General features: G+C 59.8%; 12 protein-coding genes. 8 read left to right on the top strand and 4 right to left on the bottom strand.

The window, feature by feature from the left end; all coding sequences use genetic code 11:
- The first annotated feature begins 495 nt into the window (after window positions 1–495).
- Together HU767_RS22655 and lanM are read left to right on the top strand one after the other, a co-directional pair.
- Window positions 496–654 (top strand): hypothetical protein, encoded by a 159-nt coding sequence (locus HU767_RS22655; RefSeq protein ID WP_186730508.1) that lies wholly within the window; start codon window positions 496–498, stop codon window positions 652–654.
- 84 nt (window positions 655–738) lie between these two features.
- Window positions 739–3,834: a type 2 lanthipeptide synthetase LanM gene (gene lanM, locus HU767_RS22650; RefSeq protein WP_186730507.1), complete on the top strand. Its 3,096-nt coding sequence runs from the start codon at window positions 739–741 to the stop codon at window positions 3,832–3,834.
- A 65-nt stretch (window positions 3,835–3,899) separates the two neighbouring features.
- Here the strand turns inward: lanM and ettA are convergent, their stop codons facing one another.
- The gene (ettA, locus tag HU767_RS22645; RefSeq protein WP_186613001.1) at window positions 3,900–5,564 is read right to left on the bottom strand and encodes an energy-dependent translational throttle protein EttA; all 1,665 of its coding nucleotides are present in this window, start codon (window positions 5,562–5,564) and stop codon (window positions 3,900–3,902) included.
- A 271-nt stretch (window positions 5,565–5,835) separates the two neighbouring features.
- Between ettA and HU767_RS22640 the strand changes: the two genes are divergently transcribed.
- From HU767_RS22640 to HU767_RS22615, 6 genes are all read left to right on the top strand, one after another.
- Window positions 5,836–9,684: a bifunctional diguanylate cyclase/phosphodiesterase gene (locus tag HU767_RS22640; protein WP_186730506.1), complete on the top strand. Its 3,849-nt coding sequence runs from the start codon at window positions 5,836–5,838 to the stop codon at window positions 9,682–9,684.
- Window positions 9,685–9,911: 227 nt separating this feature from the next.
- Entirely contained in the window at window positions 9,912–11,165 is a 1,254-nt protein-coding gene (glyA, locus tag HU767_RS22635; protein ID WP_186730505.1) for a serine hydroxymethyltransferase, read from the top strand.
- A 207-nt stretch (window positions 11,166–11,372) separates the two neighbouring features.
- On the top strand, window positions 11,373–11,903 hold the full coding sequence (locus HU767_RS22630; protein WP_186730504.1) for a hypothetical protein: 531 nt from the start codon (window positions 11,373–11,375) through the stop codon (window positions 11,901–11,903).
- 361 nt (window positions 11,904–12,264) lie between these two features.
- A complete protein-coding gene (locus tag HU767_RS22625; protein ID WP_186709788.1) occupies window positions 12,265–13,578 on the top strand; it encodes a C4-dicarboxylate transporter DctA in 1,314 nt (437 codons plus the stop codon).
- 59 nt (window positions 13,579–13,637) lie between these two features.
- Entirely contained in the window at window positions 13,638–14,342 is a 705-nt protein-coding gene (locus HU767_RS22620) for an FCD domain-containing protein (protein WP_186730503.1), read from the top strand.
- A 22-nt stretch (window positions 14,343–14,364) separates the two neighbouring features.
- A complete protein-coding gene (locus HU767_RS22615) occupies window positions 14,365–15,057 on the top strand; it encodes a GntR family transcriptional regulator (protein WP_186730502.1) in 693 nt (230 codons plus the stop codon).
- A 140-nt stretch (window positions 15,058–15,197) separates the two neighbouring features.
- Here the strand turns inward: HU767_RS22615 and yjiA are convergent, their stop codons facing one another.
- From yjiA to HU767_RS22600, 3 genes are all read right to left on the bottom strand, one after another.
- Entirely contained in the window at window positions 15,198–16,166 is a 969-nt protein-coding gene (yjiA, locus tag HU767_RS22610; protein WP_186709856.1) for a GTPase, read from the bottom strand.
- 153 nt (window positions 16,167–16,319) lie between these two features.
- Complete coding sequence (locus HU767_RS22605) at window positions 16,320–16,517, bottom strand: YbdD/YjiX family protein (protein WP_003182142.1); 198 nt, start codon at window positions 16,515–16,517, stop codon at window positions 16,320–16,322.
- 15 nt (window positions 16,518–16,532) lie between these two features.
- Window positions 16,533–18,470 (bottom strand): carbon starvation CstA family protein (locus HU767_RS22600; protein ID WP_186730501.1); only part of this gene is annotated, 1,938 nt, incomplete at its 5' end.

Below are 18,470 nucleotides of genomic sequence, written 5' to 3'. Positions count from 1 at the left end.
ACCCGATGGGGTCAAGCAAACAGCGGATCGCCGATCCTTGCAGGGCACAACTAATTAACAGCCTGTAACTTCATGTAGTCATATGTAACCGCAACATGAAGTCATCACAACAAATTTGCGTTAGGTCAGGACCGTGCTAATGTTTTTCCGCGCCGTAATCGGCGCACTGCAACAACAAAGGAGATACAACAATGAGCGAAAAAATACTGGCCATGTCGGGCGACTTCGACGCCGACTTTAAGTCTTACAAACAGGTAACCGACCTCGGCACCGAATCAGCGACAGTGACCATTGTAGAGTGCGGCACTGTAAACTGCACTGCGCTTCTATGCTAAATCCTTTGCCATCGAAGTAGACCTGCCCAACAGGTCTTTGCGACTCCCTAATCCCAGCTATAACACAACTTCATTTACACACTACAGTTCGGATGCGTTTAATCGCACCCAATAGACCGTGGTCGCTGTATGTGTTTTTGATAACCATGAGGAAAAAAACATGAGCGAAAAAATCCTGAACATGTCCGGCGACTTCTATAGCGAATTCGACGCTTACCAAGCCCCTGCGAACAACACGGCGTCGATTCTGTCGACGACGCTGGAGTGCAACACCTTCGGAACGTGCACCAATCTGGAATGTTCGACACTCGGGTGCTAAGCCTGTCAACCGATCGTAAGAACAGGCAACACCTATAAACATAGAGCAGGCATTGCCTGCTCTATCCATGTCTGGAGCAACGGCATGCTTGTTAACGCTTTGAAGATGAATCAGCGAGGCCAGTATCGATTCTCTTCCGACGGCGACATCGCCCTTTTTGAAAACAACCTGACCCGCCTGCATAACGATGATCAAGCCTTGCTGAATCACTTTGGGCTGGACAGGGCGCAACTGGCTGCCTATGCCAAGGAGCCTATCAACGACTGGCACCTGCCTAGCGACGGCGAAGCCGTCTTGATGACCTTGAAAGGAAAAATCACTCGACTCGACAGCATTTCCATTGACCCACAGGCCTCGAGCGGCAAAGACAATTTCTATTGGTTTGGCTATCGTTTTTTTCTTTATTTCCTCGACATGTTCAAGGCAGATGGGCGCTACAGCAAAGCCGCCATGCACATCGATGCACCCGCGCTGTTTGCAAGCCTCGAGCGCTACGTCCTGGCCCGAGTCGGACGCACGTCAGAACAAAGTCTGGTCCATTATCTGAATACACGGATTGCCGATGGCGACGACATTGACCTGGATGGCTTCAGCGAGCACCTGCGCACCTTGCCTTTGCTTGATTTTTTCGAAGCCTATCCTGTGTTGGCAACGTTGCTGTTTGATTTGCTGGAAGACACACTCAACTATCTTTACGCGATCATTCTCGACTTCGCCGATGATATTGAGGCGCTGGAGACAGCATTTTCGATTCCGTCTCGGACAATCGATGCCATTGAGTTCGGCCTGGGCGATCCCCACGGTCGCGGTGAAACGGTCTGCCAGGTCAAGTTCCGCACAACCTCGTTGGTCTACAAGCCACGAGCAAGCCGAGAAGCACTTTTTTTCAATCAACTGCTTGGACAACTACGTGAGTGGACAGGCGCTGATTGTTTTGCCATCCACGCGCCAAGAATCCTCAGCCGCGGGCGGCATAGCTGGGTAGAAAAGATCGACAATACGCCTTGTGCCAGCGCAGCGGACGTGGCGCTGTTCTACAGAAAGATGGGCGCACAAATCGCTGTCATCCACGCACTCAACGGCATCGACTTTCATTACGAAAATATCATCGCGTGTGGCAGCAGCCCGGTCATGATTGATCTCGAATGCTTGTTCACCGCGTCCACCAGCGACCTGTTACTCGAACTGCCTGCCGATTGTGCGCTGTCCAATACCTTCAAGTTGGTCCAACAGTCGGTATGTTCCAGCGGCTTTGTACCCTTCTCACAAGGTTCCAATAACGACCAGAGCGGACTGACTCGGCAGGAGCTGTTCATCTCCACCCGCCACGCCTTGGTTTTCGAAGAAGGCTTCTACCATCTACGCAAAACCGAATTCGAACACTTCCCAGAGCAAAAACATCTGCCGCTTCTCCACGGCGTACACAAGGGACCTGAGGCATATAAAGCGGAGCTGCTCCATGGTTTTGAATACGCCTACGAGGAGTTGATGACCCATCGGCAGGCGATGATGCAACTACTGGAACAAGCCGCCAGCGAACTATCAACCCGCGTATTGCTTAAAAATTCACAGCGTTATGCCGACTTTATCGGATTGAGCCGCCACCCACGCTTCATGAAGAACATGCTGGACCGGGAACTTCTGCTTGCAACCTTGTGGAAGGATTTGAAAGAACCCTACCGGGAAAAGGGGATACCGCGTCATGAAATAGCCGACCTGCAAAGAGCCGCCATTCCGTGTTTCACCCTGTCGCTCAGTTCCAACCAGCTGACGAGCGCACAAGGTGAAACAATCGAAATGACGCAGCTCCAGCCCCCCATAAAAAGTTGCCTACAAAAAATAGCCAACCTGTCCAAAGCCGACAGGGCCTTACAACTCACGCTGCTCGAAATGTGTTTGTATCCAGGACCCAATGGGCAGCCATCACCCCGTGCCACGCCTGAAAAAGCGGCCCCAGAGAATCGACTCGATGGCATTCTGAGCATCAGCTCCCGCCTCGAAGCGCTTGCACTCAAGGGAACGGCAACGGACGTCTGTTGGTTGGCTTTCCATAAGCACCCCACGACTCACAGGAAATACCCCTCCCCAATGGATCACGGGCTTTACTCCGGTATTGCCGGGATTGGGTTGTTTTACCTGAGCCTGTTCAAGGTCAGCGGCAAACCGCACTTGCTGTCACTCCTGGACCAGGTACTGGACTCATTGGAACAACATTTTGGTTTCTTCAAAGCCGACCTGACCGTCAGTGCTTACCATGGCCTGGGTTCTTACATCTATCTGCTCATCAATCGTCGTCAAATCACCGGCGACCCGAAACACGACGAGAAAATTGCCAGCCTGCTGACCCAATTGATTGAAGTACCGCCTGAACACTACGACTTCGACTTCTTGGGCGGTTGTTGTGGCACGGTAACGCTACTGGCCAACATCCACGCATTATCGGCGCACGCGGATGTGCTGCCGGCCATTCGGCGCATGGTCGACTACATAAAGGATCAAGTCCTGATTGAAGACGGCCAGCTTCTGCGACGTGATGATCGCTCCGTCATTCTGACCGGCCTGTCCCATGGTCTCTCGGGCGTCATCCATGCGTTGTGCAAAGCCTATGACGTGACTGGCGATGAAATGTTGGTGCCCTTGGCCATCCAGATCCTGGAGGGTGAAAACCGCTTGAGCCGGGAAGGTTTCTGGCTCGACCTGAGAGAGCTGGGCCCCCTGGACCATGCCTCGAAGTGGTGCCACGGAGACGGCGGCATTCTCATCGCCAGGCGACAACTCATGAAGTCGATGGGAGCTGCCTTGGATGAAACAACCCGGCAGACGGTGCTCGACGACATACAGCGCTGCGAGAACAACCTGTGGCAGCACGGCTTGGGTGACGGTTATAACTTGTGCCATGGCGATTTTGGCAACCTGATCTGCCTGTATGACTTGTATCGGCATTCGGACAATCCCGAAGGCATCAACAAGGTCAAACAGGCCCTTGGCGAAGTCGCCCGGCAGTTTTTCGAAGGCCCCGTCCTCGACAGCGATCGGGTTCCCGACGTCAGCCTGCTGACGGGCATTACGGGCGCCGGTTATGCCCTGCTGTATGAAATCGATCCGACGATTCCCAACATACTCTCGCTCGATTTCGCAGTGCCCGCTCAAGTGGGCTCCCACACTTCTGATCTGTGGTGAAGGCAGTATTGCGCCCATAAAAAACGGAGCCTTAAAAGGCTCCGTTTTTTATACAACCGACCGAATCAGGCCAGTTTCTTGTGTCGTACACGATGCGGCTGGGCGGCCGCTTCGCCGAGGCGTTTCTTGCGATCGGCTTCGTACTCGGTGTAGTTGCCCTCGAAGAACACCGCCTGGGAGTCGTCTTCGTACGCCAGGATGTGGGTCGCCACGCGGTCGAGGAACCACCGATCGTGAGAGATCACAATGGCGGCGCCCGGGAAGTCCAGCAAGGCTTCTTCCAGGGAACGCAGGGTTTCGACGTCGAGGTCGTTGGACGGTTCGTCGAGCAGCAGGACGTTGCCGCCCTCCTTCAGGGTCAACGCCAGGTGCAAGCGACCGCGCTCACCACCGGACAGGTCCTTGACGAACTTTTGCTGGTCGCCGCCCTTGAAGTTGAAGCGGCCCACGTAAGTGCGCGACGGGATTTCATAATTGCCGATGCGGATCTGGTCGGAACCGTCGGAGATCTGCTGGAACACGGTCTTGCTGCCGTCCAGGTCTTCGCGGCTCTGGTCGACGCAGGCCAGTTGCACGGTTTCGCCGATCTCGATGCTGCCCGAATCCGGGGTTTCCTTGCCCATCAACATGCGGAACAGCGTGGATTTACCCGCGCCGTTACCACCGATCACACCGACGATGGCGCCTTTGGGCATGGAGAACGACAGGTTGTCGATCAGCACGCGGTCGCCGTAGCCCTTGCTGACGTTCTTGAACTCGATGACCTTGTCACCCAGGCGCGGACCGGCCGGGATGTAGATCTCGTTGGTTTCGCTGCGCTTCTGGAATTCCTGGGACTGCATTTCCTCGAAGCGTTGCAGACGTGCCTTGGATTTGGACTGGCGGGCCTTGGCGCCTTTGCGCACCCACTCCAGTTCTTCCTTCATGGCTTTTTCGTGGGCCGACTGCTGCTTGGATTCCTGGGCCAGACGATCGGACTTGGCTTCCAGCCAACCCGAGTAGTTGCCCTCGTACGGAATGCCCGCGCCGCGGTCGAGTTCGAGGATCCAGCCGGCGACGTTGTCCAGGAAGTAACGGTCGTGCGTGATCGCCACCACGGTGCCTGGGAAATCGTGCAGGAAGTGTTCGAGCCAGGCGACGGAATCGGCGTCCAGGTGGTTGGTCGGTTCGTCGAGCAGCAGCATGTCCGGTGCCGACAGCAGCAGGCGGCACAAGGCCACGCGGCGCTTCTCACCACCGGAGAGGTGTTCGACCTTCGCGTCCCACGCCGGCAGGCGCAGCGCATCGGCGGCGACTTCCAGCTGGCGATCGAGGTTGTGGCCGTCGCTGGCCTGCAGGATCGCTTCGAGCTTGGCCTGTTCGGCGGCCAGCTTGTCGAAATCGGCATCCGGGTCGGCGTAGGCGGCGTAGACCTCGTCGAGACGCGCTTGGGCGTCCTTGATCACGCTGACCGCTTCCTCGACCACTTCACGCACGGTCTTGGTTGGGTCCAGCTGTGGCTCTTGCGGCAAGTAGCCGATGTTCAGGTCCGGCATCGGACGGGCTTCACCGTCGAATTCGTTATCGACGCCGGCCATGATTTTCAACAGCGTGGACTTACCCGAACCGTTGAGGCCCAGCACGCCGATCTTGGCGCCAGGGAAGAAGGACAGAGAAATGTTTTTCAGGATTTCCCGCTTCGGCGGAACAACTTTGCTCAGCCGATGCATGGTGAAGACGTATTGAGCCATGGTGAACCTAGCGTCAGTGACAGGTGAAAAGAACGAGCCAGGCCATGCGCGGCGCGGGCTCTTGACGATCATCAATGCCTGCGGGCGAATAGAGCCTGGGAATCTGGAGCTGGACCGCTCTTGTTTGACCGGCAAAGCTACCTCAACCGTCGGTCAAGGTCCAGCCGCCCAGGGCTGGCACTTTGCCACAAGTCAAGGCATGCTAGCCGCCCTTCGGGCGTCCGGCTTATAGTGCACGTCGCGCCAGTCCAGCAAAACGCAGGATTACAGCTTGTCCAACGTCACTCCGCCCCTGTCCCCTCGCGCACCCGCTGTCGTGCCCGGCTCGCCCCTGCGCGGGACATTGAAGGGTGCGCTGGCCACGCTGGTGCTGCTGTTGCTCGGCTTGCTGTTCTGGCAACTGCTCGACCAACTGCGCGAAACCCAGCAGCAACAGCGCCAGTACACCATCGACTACACCGCCGATCTCGCCGCGCAGGTCAGCCTGAACATGGCCTTGAACGCGCAAATCGCCCTCAATCTGCTACCGATCGTCGAACAACCGCAAAGTATCGACGAGCAGCAGGCCCTGGTTCACAAACTCCAGCAGTCGCTCCCCGAGCTGCGCAGCTTGGCATTGCTGAGCCCTTCCGGCCGGGTGCTCAGTGACAGTGATGCCAACAGCCACGATGCCGACTACCTGAGCGAACTGGTGCGACGCAGCCGGGCCCAGGCCCATTATTTCAGCAATGCCGAAGACGGCTCCGTGGTGCATCTATTGTTGCACCAGGCCAGCGGTAGCGGCCGTGGCTATTGGGCCCTGCGCTTGACCCCGAACTTTTTCGCCACCCTGACCAAGCAAGCCGATGTGGGGCTGCGCCCGCTATGGCTGGTGGAGAACCGTCTCAACCAGCAAATTATCAGCCGCGACGAGAGCTTGCCTTCGAGCAGCCCGACCCATCTGTCGCCGGATGACCTGAAAAGCACCGTACTGACCGTGCCCCTGAGCAGCAGCGACTGGCAACTGCGGGGGCTGTTCGACCGCCGCCAGGTGATCGAACAACTGTTGCCGGCCTTCATCGGCAAATGCCTGCTGGGCCTGGCGTTTTCGTTGTTGCCGGTGATCGCGCTGTTGAACATGCGTCGGCGCCAGCGGCAGTTGCACGAGGGGCGGCGACGTTACCAGGATATTTTCGAAGGCACCGGGGTAGCCCTGTGCGTACTTGACCTGTCGGGGCTCAAGGCCTTTTTCGAGCGAGCCGGCCTGCACACGGGCGAGCAATTGCGCGCCTGGCTACAAACCACTCACCAACTCGAACAGCTGCGCCAGGAAGTTCACGTCACCGAAGTCAACCAGATGGCGTTGAAATTGCTCAACGTCGATTCCTGCGACCAGGCTTGGCAGTTGCTGGTCGGCAAGGGTGCGCAGGACAACAACCCCGTCGGCTCGAAGCTGCTCGAAGCGCTGCTCGATCAACACAAGCAACTGGAACTGGAGATCAAGCTCCAGGACGCCCACGGTCGCGACCAGCACCTGTGGCTGGTGCTGCGCCTGCCGGAAAAACAGCACGACTACAACGCGGTCATCCTGAGCATCAGCGACATCACCAGCCGCAAGCTGATCGAGCTCTCGCTGCTCGAACGCGAGGGGTTCTGGTCCGACGTGGTGCGCACCGTGCCGGACCATCTCTATGTGCAGGACGTCATCAGCCAGCGGATGATCTTCAGCAACCATCACCTGGGCCAGACCCTGGGATACGACCGCACCGAACTGCACCAGATGGGCGAGTACTTCTGGGAAATCCTGCTGCACAGCGACGACGCCGATCACTACCACAACCTGCGCCAGGAACAACGGCGGGGCGGTTACACGCAGTTGCTGCAATGCCAGTTGCGCTTTCGTCATCGCAATGGCAAGTGGCGCTGTTTCGACATCCGCGAACAGGCCCTGGCCCGCGACCGGCATAACCAGGTGACGCGAATCATCGGCGTGGCCAAGGACGTCACCGAGCAGATCGAGGCCAGCGAATCGCTGCGCGACAGCGAGCAACGCTACCGGATGCTCGCCGAAAGCATCAGCGACGTGATTTTCTCCACCGACAACAAGCTTTCGCTCAACTATGTCAGCCCGTCGGTGCAAGCGGTGCTGGGCTACACCGCCGATTGGATTTTCCAGAACGGCTGGCAATCGATCATCGCCAACCCGCAACAACTGACCGGCATCTACAGCCTGATGGACCGGGTCAGCAAGGCCCTCGACAAGCCCGCGCAACTGGCCGAGCTGCGCAACCAGATGCAGACCCAGTTGTTCCTGTTCGACTGCCTGCGTGCCGACGGGCGCAAGATCCCCATCGAGCTGCGGTTGGTGCTGGTGTGGGATGAACATGGCGCGTTCGAAGGCGTACTGGGTGTGGGCCGTGACATCAGCCAGCAACGTCGCGCCGAAAAAGACCTGCGCATGGCCGCCACGGTCTTCGAGCATTCGACCTCGGCGATCCTGATCACCGACCCGGCTGGCTACATTGTCCAGGCCAACGAAGCCTTCAGTCGCGTCAGCGGTTATGCCGTGTCGCAAGTGCTGGACCAATTGCCCAACATGCTGACCGTGGACGACCAGCAGGAAGCCCACCTGCGCTACGTGCTCAAGCAACTGCAACAGCACAGCACCTGGGAAGGCGAAGTCTGGCTCAAGCGCCGCAATGGCGAACACTACCCTGCCTGGGTCGGCATCACCGCGGTGCTGGATGACGAAGGCGACCTGGCCAGCTATGTGTGTTTCTTCAGCGACATCAGCGAACGCAAGGCCAGCGAGCAGCGCATTCATCGCCTGGCCTATTACGACGCCCTGACCCACCTGCCCAACCGCACGCTGTTCCAGGATCGCCTGCACACCGCGCTGCAATCGGCCGAACGGCAGAAGACCTGGGTCGTGCTGATGTTCCTCGACCTGGACCGGTTCAAGCCGATCAACGACTCCCTCGGCCATGCCGCCGGCGACCGGATGCTCAAGGAAATGGCCACGCGCCTGCTCGGCTGCGTTGCTGACGACGACACCGTGGCGCGCATGGGCGGCGACGAGTTCACGCTGCTGCTGCAACCGCGCGCCAGCCGTGAAATGGCGCTGAACCGGGCCATCAACGTGGCCGAGCAGATCCTCGCCAGTCTGGTCCGCCCCTTCGTGCTTGAAGGCCGTGAGTTCTTCGTCACCGCCAGTATCGGCATCGCCCTGAGTCCCCAGGACGGCAACGAGCTGAGCCAGTTGATGAAGAACGCCGACACGGCCATGTATCACGCCAAGGAACGCGGCAAGAACAACTTCCAGTTCTACCAGGCCGACATGAACGCCAGCGCCCTGGAGCGCCTGGAACTGGAAAGTGACCTGCGTCATGCCCTGGAGCAGAACGAGTTCGTGCTGTATTACCAGCCGCAGTTCAGCGGCGATGGCAAACGTTTGACTGGCGCCGAAGCCCTACTGCGCTGGCGCCATCCGCGACGCGGGTTGGTGCCGCCGGGGGATTTCATCCCGGTGCTCGAAGAACTCGGTTTAGTGGTAGACGTCGGCGACTGGGTCATCACCGAAGCCTGCCGGCAGCTCAGGACCTGGCACCAGGCCAAGGTCCGGGTGCCGAAAGTCTCGGTCAACATTTCCGCCCGGCAGTTCTCCGACGGCCAGTTGGGCACGCGCATCGCCAATATCCTGCGCAGCACTGGCCTGCCGCCGGCCTGCCTGGAGCTGGAACTGACGGAAAGTATCCTGATGCGCGAAGTCAGCGAGGCGATGCAGATCCTCGCCGGGTTGAAGAACCTGGGCCTGAGCATTGCCGTCGATGATTTCGGCACCGGTTATTCGTCGCTCAACTACCTCAAGCAATTCCCCATCGACGTGCTGAAGATCGACCGCACCTTCGTCGACGGCCTACCCTCCGGCGAGCAGGATGCGCAGATCGCCCGGGCGATCATCGCCATGGCCCACAGCCTCAACCTGGCGGTGATCGCCGAGGGCGTCGAGACCCACGAGCAATTGGACTTCCTGCGCGAACACGGCTGCGACGAAGTCCAGGGTTACCTGTTCGGCCGGCCGATGCCCGCCAATCGGTTCGAAGCGCAGTTCAGCAATGATGCGTTGTTCATGCTCGACTGAGATTTTTAGTGTCTGGACTGGCCTCATCGCGAGCAGGCTCGCTCTCACAGGGTTATGTGTACGCAGGTCCAATGTGGGAGCGAGCCTGCTCGCGATGAGGCCGGTACAGGCGACGCTGAGCCCTGCGTGAAACCCATTCGTCCAAGACATGACGCCCTTTCATATGCCTTCCAAAACCGGTTGAGGTAGAATGCCCCCCTTTTCTGCCCCGATCCTTGAGGACCGCCATGTTCAGCCGTGATTTGACTATTGCCAAGTACGACGCCGATCTCTTTGCCGCCATGGAGCAAGAAGCTCAGCGCCAGGAAGAGCACATCGAGCTGATCGCTTCGGAAAACTACACCAGCCCCGCGGTGATGGAAGCTCAAGGCTCGGTACTGACCAACAAGTACGCCGAAGGCTACCCAGGCAAGCGCTACTACGGTGGTTGCGAGTACGTCGACGTGGTCGAGCAACTGGCCATCGACCGCGCCAAGCAACTGTTCGGCGCCGATTACGCCAACGTCCAGCCACACGCAGGCTCCCAAGCCAACGCCGCCGTGTACCTGGCGCTGCTGCAAGCCGGCGACACCATCCTGGGCATGAGCCTGGCCCACGGCGGTCACCTGACCCACGGCGCCAGCGTTTCCTCCTCCGGCAAGCTGTACAACGCCGTCCAGTACGGCATCGACGGCAACGGCCTGATCGACTACGACGAAGTCGAGCGCCTGGCCCTCGAGCACAAGCCGAAAATGATCGTGGCCGGTTTCTCCGCCTACTCCCAGGTCCTGGACTTCCCGCGTTTCCGCGAGATCGCCGACAAGGTCGGTGCCTACCTGTTCGTCGACATGGCCCACGTTGCCGGCCTGGTCGCCGCAGGCGTCTACCCGAACCCGGTGCCGTTCGCCGACGTGGTCACCACCACCACCCACAAGACCCTGCGCGGTCCACGTGGTGGCCTGATCCTGGCCCGTGCCAACGCCGACATCGAGAAGAAGCTGAACTCCGCCGTCTTCCCGGGCGCCCAGGGTGGCCCGCTGGAGCACGTGATCGCAGCCAAGGCGATCTGCTTCAAGGAAGCCCTGCAACCTGAGTTCAAGGCTTACCAGCAACAAGTGGTGAAGAATGCCAAGGCCATGGCCGGCGTGTTCATCGAGCGCGGCTTCGACGTGGTGTCCGGCGGTACTGAAAACCACTTGTTCCTGCTCTCGCTGATCAAGCAGGAAATCTCCGGCAAAGACGCCGACGCGGCGCTGGGCAAGGCGTTCATCACCGTCAACAAGAACTCGGTACCCAACGACCCACGCTCGCCGTTCGTCACTTCGGGCCTGCGCTTCGGCACCCCGGCCGTGACCACTCGCGGCTTCAAGGAAGCCGAGTGCAAGGAACTGGCCGGCTGGATCTGCGACATCCTGGCGGACCTGAACAACGAAGCGGTCATCGACGCCGTGCGTGAGAAGGTCAAGGCGATCTGCAAGAAGCTGCCGGTATACGGCGCTTAATTAGCTCGCCAACGCGTAGCCAAAAAGGCCCGCATCGAAAGATGCGGGCCTTTTTTATTGGCGTGTAAAACTCACGATCAAACAACTAACACCAGTAAGCAATTAACGCCCTGTAATACAGATAATCCCACAAGCCATTAATAACTCAATAAGATCCAGCTCGCCGCACCCCGAACTTCATTAATCAATACAGGAGTCAATATTCACATGGACAGTGAACATTCTTTTCATGCAACCCTTGATATGTTCAGCGCTCACGTCAATCTGCTGGGGAGGCTGCATGGCAACCCCGCAATAGCGACCATCAGTGCTTTCAGCGGTGGCTTTTTTACCGGCAGACCCCAGACCCAAGATCACTCACACCTGCTTGGCATGCGCGCCGAAGATCCCAGGACCCGCGGCGAACCCTTGCGATTGCATTTCCGGCATACGGCGGGTGGCTATCTCCTGACCATAAAAAACACTGGCGATCACTACAACAAATTGATTGGCAAAAGTTTACTCGAAGTGCTTGGCGCAAAAGACCCAAATACTCAGGAGCCGACGCTTTTCACCCTTATCGACGTTCAACAGAATGTCATCTCGCCGGAAAATATTAAATCCGGCCACACCCGCGTTTCGCTCATGACCGCCAATAAAAAATATGTAGGGGGCTTAAGACTGCGCGGTTCGCCTTATCTCTATCTTGCCGAGACGGAAGAACAATCAAAAGTAACGTTCATTCTAAGTATTCTCTGACCCATTATCCCCTGTGGCGAGGGAGCTTGCTCCCGCTGGGCTGCGCAGCAGCCCCAAGATTTTTGCGGTCGCTGCGCAACCGAGCGGGAGCAAGCTCCCTCGCCACAGTCTTGTGTATCGCCTCGTTATCCATTTAGGCATCTGGCGGCAAAATTTTTTCCAACCTGGGAATGGCTCAAGCACAGGGCTTTCATCGCAACTGGTAAGACCGGTCAAGCCAAACCATCACCATCGGGCTTGCATACCCGCGAAAACAGCGCCTAGACTGCGCCTGCACTGGACAAACCGGTAAGACCACAATAATGAAGTCCCGACGCCAGCTCCTCTGGCGAACAAGGACACCGAACCAGGAATCCCTCCCATGCTCAAATGGTGCTCGCGGTCGATCTTCCTTCAAGTTGTCCTCGGACTGGTGCTCGGCATCGTCTGTGGGCTTACCCTTCCCGAATACTCTGCACAGCTCAAACCCCTCGGCGACGGCTTTATCAAGCTGATCAAGATGCTCATCGGCCTGATCGTGTTCTGCGTGGTGGTCAGCGGCATCTCCGGCGCCGGTGATCTCAAGAAGGTCGGACGCATCGGCCTCAAGTCGGTCATCTACTTCGAAGTCCTTACCACCATCGCCCTGGTCATCGGCCTGGTCCTTGCCTTCAGCACCGGCATTGGCAGCGGCGCGAACATCCACCTGGAGCAGCTCTCCAGCACGGACGTGAACGATATCGCCCAGCGTGGCCAGCACCTGGTCACCACTACGCAGTTCCTGATGAACCTGATCCCGACCTCAGTGATCGGAGCGTTCGCGGAAAACAATATCCTGCAGGTGCTGCTGTTCGCCGTGCTGTTCGGCAGTGCATTGAACCTCGTCGGTGACGCCGCTTCTGGTATTTCACGGCTGATCAACGAACTCAGCCACGTGATCTTCCGCATCATGGGCATGATCGTGCGCCTGGCCCCTATCGGCGTGTTTGGCGCCATTGCCTTCACCACCAGCAAATATGGCCTGGACTCGCTGCAGCACCTGGGCAGCCTCGTCGGCCTGTTCTACCTGACCTGCATCGCGTTTGTCGCCGTGATCCTCGGTCTGGTGATGCGCGCATCGGGCCTGCCGATGCTGCCGTTTCTCAAATACCTGCGCGAAGAGCTGCTGATCGTCCTCGGTACCGCTTCGTCCGATGCCGTGCTGCCACAGATCATGCGCAAGCTCGAACACCTGGGGATCGGCAGCTCCACCGTGGGCTTGGTGATTCCAACCGGTTACTCGTTCAACCTGGATGGCTTTTCGATTTACCTGACCCTGGCGATTGTCTTCATTGCCAACGCCACCGGTACACCCCTGGCCCTGAGCGATCTGTTGACCATCCTGCTGGTGTCGCTGATCACTTCCAAGGGCGCCCATGGCATTCCCGGCTCGGCATTGGTAATCCTGGCGGCGACGCTGACCGCGATCCCGGCTATCCCGGTGGTGGGCCTGGTGCTGGTGTTGGCCGTGGACTGGTTCATGGGCATTGGCCGGGCCCTGACCAACCTGATTGGCAACTGCGTGGCCACCGTGGCGATTGCCCGCTGGGAGAAAGACATCGATGTTCCTCGGGCGCGCAAGGTGCTGTCCGGCCAACAAGGCTATACCTTTCAACCCAGAAAACCGGTGGGCAGCGCCCATCACCAGCAATTCTGAAAGACGGCGATGCCGGCCCGCGAGCCGGTATTGCCTGATTGATTTCCAAGGAGTCACATGTGATCAGCTCATCGACCGTCGTCAATTCCGTGGTGGAGAAACTCCGCGCCGCCCTCGCCCGGGGCCAGTGGCGCTCGGGGGACATGCTGCCCGGCCAGCGCGAACTGGCCGAGCAAATGGGCATCAGCCGGCCCAGCCTGCGTGAAGCGGTGATCGTCCTGGAGACACTGGGCCTGGTGCGTTCGATGCCCGGCAAAGGCGTCGTGGTATTGGAGGCCAATCTCAACGATACCGTCAGTGAAGGCAGCGCCATGGCCGGCGCGAGCCTGGAAGACTTGTTGCAACTGCGCTACACCCTGGAGCCCTTCATCGTCGGCCTCGTGGCCCAGTCCATCAGCAGCAAGGAAGTCGGCCAGTTGCGCCTGACCCTCATGGACATGCGCGAAGCCCTGGAAGCCAATGACAGCGACGCCTGTGCCAACGCCTACATCGCTTTCCATGAAGAACTGTTTGCCCTGACGTCCAACCCGATCTTCCAGAGCGTGGTCCAGCAGACCAGCAACGCCCTCAAGCAAAGCGCCGATGTGTTGCGCAACTCGCCCGAACACCTGGCCGAACGCCTGGAAGAAAACGAAGCCGTGGTCCGTGCCATCCGTGGCAAGAACAGCGCCCAGGCCAGCGCCGAAATGCGTCGGCACATTCTCCGGGAAGGCCAGCGCATGGGCATCGAATTGAATATTCCGGACGACAGCCTCGGCACTTGAGCCTGGGCCTGCGGAGACCGCCATGAACACTCTCGTTTCCCATCAACATAACCGCAACGTACTTGCCGCCCTGCCCCTGCCCGGCCGGATCGGCAAACCGTCGGTGGACGATATCTACCCGCGGATCTTCGACGCCATCCTCGAACAACGCATTGCCCCGGCCAGCCGCTTCACCGAGGAAAGCCTGGGAGATGTGTTCGGCGTCAGCCGAAGCATCATTCGCCGCGTCCTGGCTCGCCTGTCCCACCAGCAAGTGGTGATACTGCGCCCCAACCACCGCCCCCAGGTCGCCGCGCCAGATCTGGAGCAGACCCGGCAGATCCTCCACGCTCGCCGCCTGGCCGAGCAGACGCTGGTGCGCCTGGCCTGCCAGGCGCCACGACCGCAGGATCTACGACGTCTTCGGGATCTGGTGGAACAGGAACAGCACTGCCTGGACCGCGGCGAGCGTGGCCCGGCGATACGCCTGTCCGGCGAGTTTCACCTGCAACTGGCCGCCATGGCCGGTAACGCGCCGTTGCTGCAATTTCTCGGCAGCCTGGTGCCGTTGACCTCGTTGGCCCTGGCGCGACACGAGGTCAAGTCGCGCCGACATTGCGCCTGGCAGGAACACTTGGCGATCGTCGACGCCGTGGAAGGTCGCAACGTCAACGAAGCCGTGCGGCTGATGGACGAGCACCTGGACCATCTGGAGCAAAAACTGCTGATCAAATAGCGGTGGTGGCGAGGGAGCTTGCTCCCGCTGGGGGGCGTAGCCGCCCTCGCTTTTTGGCGGTTGCTGCGCAACCGAGCGGGAGCAAGCTCCCTCGCCACGAAAAGCGCTTCAGGCAGACGTTTTGACGAACGCAGGTATAGTCAAAGTAGCGCCGCTTCGAATCCGGCGCGGATCTTCTCTTCAGGCAGTTCGTCGGCGATGAACACGATCACGCTTTCCCGGGCTTCGTCGGGGGCCCATTCGGTGTCCCAATCGAAACCGTACAACTTGAGCACGCCCTGGAACACCAGTCGACGGGGTTCGCCCGCGATGTTCAGCACGCCTTTGTAGCGCAGCAGTTGCTTGCCGTGCTCTTCCAGCAGTTGGTTCATGAACTCGCTGAGCTTGTCGATATCCAGCGCCTTGTCGGTGCGCAACACCAGGCTGCTGATGCGATCGCCCGGGGTGGCCTTGCCCACCGGTCGCAGGCTGAACCCTGCGCCCAGGTCCGCATTGAGGTTGAAGCCGCGAATGTCGAGCAACTCGGCCAAGTCGATCTGGCCGTGCTCGACCACCCGGATCGGCGCCCGCCGATTGATGCGTGTCAGGCGGTCGCCAAGGGCCTGGACTTGGGCGGCGTCCACCAGGTCGGTCTTGCTCAGCAGCAGGCGATCGGCAAACCCGACCTGAGCCTGGGCGATGGCCTGGGTCAGGTGGATATCGGCGTGAGCGGCATCCACCAACGTCAGAATGCCGTCGAGGATATAACGCTCGCGCAGGTCCTCGTCGATGAAAAAAGTCTGCGCCACCGGGGCCGGGTCGGCCAATCCGGTGCATTCGATCACCAGGCGATCGAAAGCGATTTCGCCGCTGTCCAGCCGCTCGAGCAACAGGTACAGGGCTTTTGTCAGGTCGGTGTGAATGGTGCAGCACACGCACCCGTTGGCCAGGGTCATGACTTGCACCGGCTCGTTGCCCAGCAGTTGGGTGTCGATACCGGCATCGCTGAACTCGTTCTCGATCACGGCGATTTTCAGGCCGTGTTCGGCCTTGAGCAGATGGCGCAACAGCGTGGTCTTGCCGGCGCCCAGGAAGCCGCTGAGGATGGTGACCGGGATGGGAGAGGACAACATGATTCTCCTGTTTCGAAATTAAAGAAAAGCACAAACCAATGTGGGAGCGGGCTTGCTCGCGAAGGCGGTGTGTCAGCCACATCAATGGCGACTGACCCGACGCCTTCGCGAGCAAGCCCGCTCCCACAAGGGGGTTGGGTTTAGCTCAAGTCAACAGCACTTAGGCCCACCCTTGCCGCCGTAACGGGCCTCCTGGCGTTCCCGGAAGAACGCCTCGTAGTCCATCATCGGCTTGTCCGGGTGCTTGGTTTGCATGTGCTCGACGTAGTTGTCGTAGTCGGGCATGCCGACCATCAGGCGCGCGGCCTGACCGAGGTATTTACCCAGGCGACTCAAGTCATTGAACATCGTTGCAATCCTCTATCAAGCGTCCGGCAGGGCCTGGAATGGTGCTTCTTTGTCCGTGCGTTCTTTCGTGCCCCAGGCGGCGATGCCAACCTTGAGCGCGTAGAACAGGATGCTGAAGACCACGAACAGGAACAACACCGTCAGCGTTGCGTTGGTGTAGGCGTTGAACACCACGTGCTGCATCTGCTCGATGCTCTTGGCCGGGGCCAGGATCTGGCCGGCGGCCAGGGCATCGTTGTATTTGCGCGCCAGGGCCAGGAAGCCGATCGCCGGGTTGGCGTCGAACAGCTTGATCAGGCCCGCGGTGGTGGTGCAGATCAGCAGCCAGCTCGCCGGCAGCAGCGTGACCCAGACGTAGCGCTGGCGCTTCATCTTGATCAGTACCACGGTGGCGAGCATCAGGGCGATCCCGGCCAGCATCTGGTTGGAGATGCCGAACAGCGGCCACAAGGTGTTGATGCCGCCCAGCGGATCGATCACGCCCTGGTACAGCAAGTAACCCCACAGCGCGACGCAGCCGGCGGTGGCGATCAGGTTGGCGGTCCACGATTCGGTGCGCTTGAGGGCCGGCACGAACGAGCCAAGCAGGTCCTGCAGCATGAACCGTCCGGCACGGGTGCCGGCGTCCACCGCAGTGAGGATGAACAGCGCTTCGAACAGGATCGCGAAGTGGTACCAGAACGCCATGGTGTTCTCACCCGGCAGCACCGAGTGGAGGATCTGCGCGATCCCGACCGCCAGGGTCGGCGCACCGCCGGCACGGGCCAGGATGGTGGTCTCGCCGATGTCCTTGGCCACCGCTTGCAGCGCGTCGGGGGTGATTGCAAAGCCCCAACTGCTGACAGTCTGGGCCACGGCCACCACATCGGTACCGACGATCGCCGCCGGGCTGTTCATGGCGAAGTACACGCCCGGCTCGATCACCGAAGCGGCCACCATGGCCATGATCGCCACGAAGGACTCCATCAGCATGCCGCCGTAACCGATGTAGCGGGCGTTGGTTTCGTTATCCAGCAGCTTGGGCGTGGTGCCCGAGGAGATCAGCGCATGGAAACCCGAAACCGCGCCGCAGGCGATGGTGATGAACAGGAACGGGAACAGACCGCCCTTCCACACCGGCCCGGTGCCGTCGGTGAACTGGGTCAGTGCCGGCATTTTCAGCTCGGGCATGGTGACCAGGATGCCGATCGCCAGGGCGACGATGGTGCCGATCTTGAGGAACGTGGACAGGTAGTCCCGTGGCGCCAGGATCAGCCACACCGGCAGCACCGCCGCGACAAAACCGTAGCCGATCAGCATCCAGGTGATCTGGATCCCGGTGAAGGTGAAGGCCTTGGCCCAGACCGGGTCGGCGGCGATCTGCCCGCCCAGCCAGATCGAGCCCAGCAGCAACAGCACGCCGATGATCGAGATCTCGCCGATGCGGCCCGGGCGGATGTAGCGCATGTAGATGCCCATGAACATCGCGATCGGGATGGTCGCCATCACCGTGAAGATGCCCCACGGGCTCTCGGCCAGGGCCTTGACCACGATCAGCGCCAGCACCGCGAGGATGATGATCATGATCAGGAAGCAGCCGAACAGCGCGATGGTGCCAGGAATGCGGCCCATTTCCTCGCGCACCATGTCGCCCAGGGAGCGACCGTTGCGGCGGGTGGACAGGAACAGGACCATGAAGTCCTGCACCGCACCGGCCAGCACCACGCCGGCGATCAGCCAGAGCGTGCCGGGCAGGTAGCCCATCTGCGCCGCCAGCACCGGCCCGACCAACGGCCCCGCGCCGGCAATGGCCGCAAAGTGGTGGCCGAAAAGGATGTGTTTGTTGGTCGGGACGTAGTCCAGGCCATCGTTGTTGAGCACGGCGGGGGTGGCCCGGCGCGCATCGAGTTGCATCACGTTGTTGGCGATGAAGAGGCTGTAGTAGCGGTAGGCGACCAGGTAGATGGCCACGGC

The sequence above is a fragment of the Pseudomonas sp. SWRI179 genome (assembly GCF_014268705.1).
Lineage (GTDB): Bacteria > Pseudomonadota > Gammaproteobacteria > Pseudomonadales > Pseudomonadaceae > Aquipseudomonas > Aquipseudomonas zanjanensis.
This window is presented reverse-complemented; position numbering and strand designations above follow the sequence as displayed.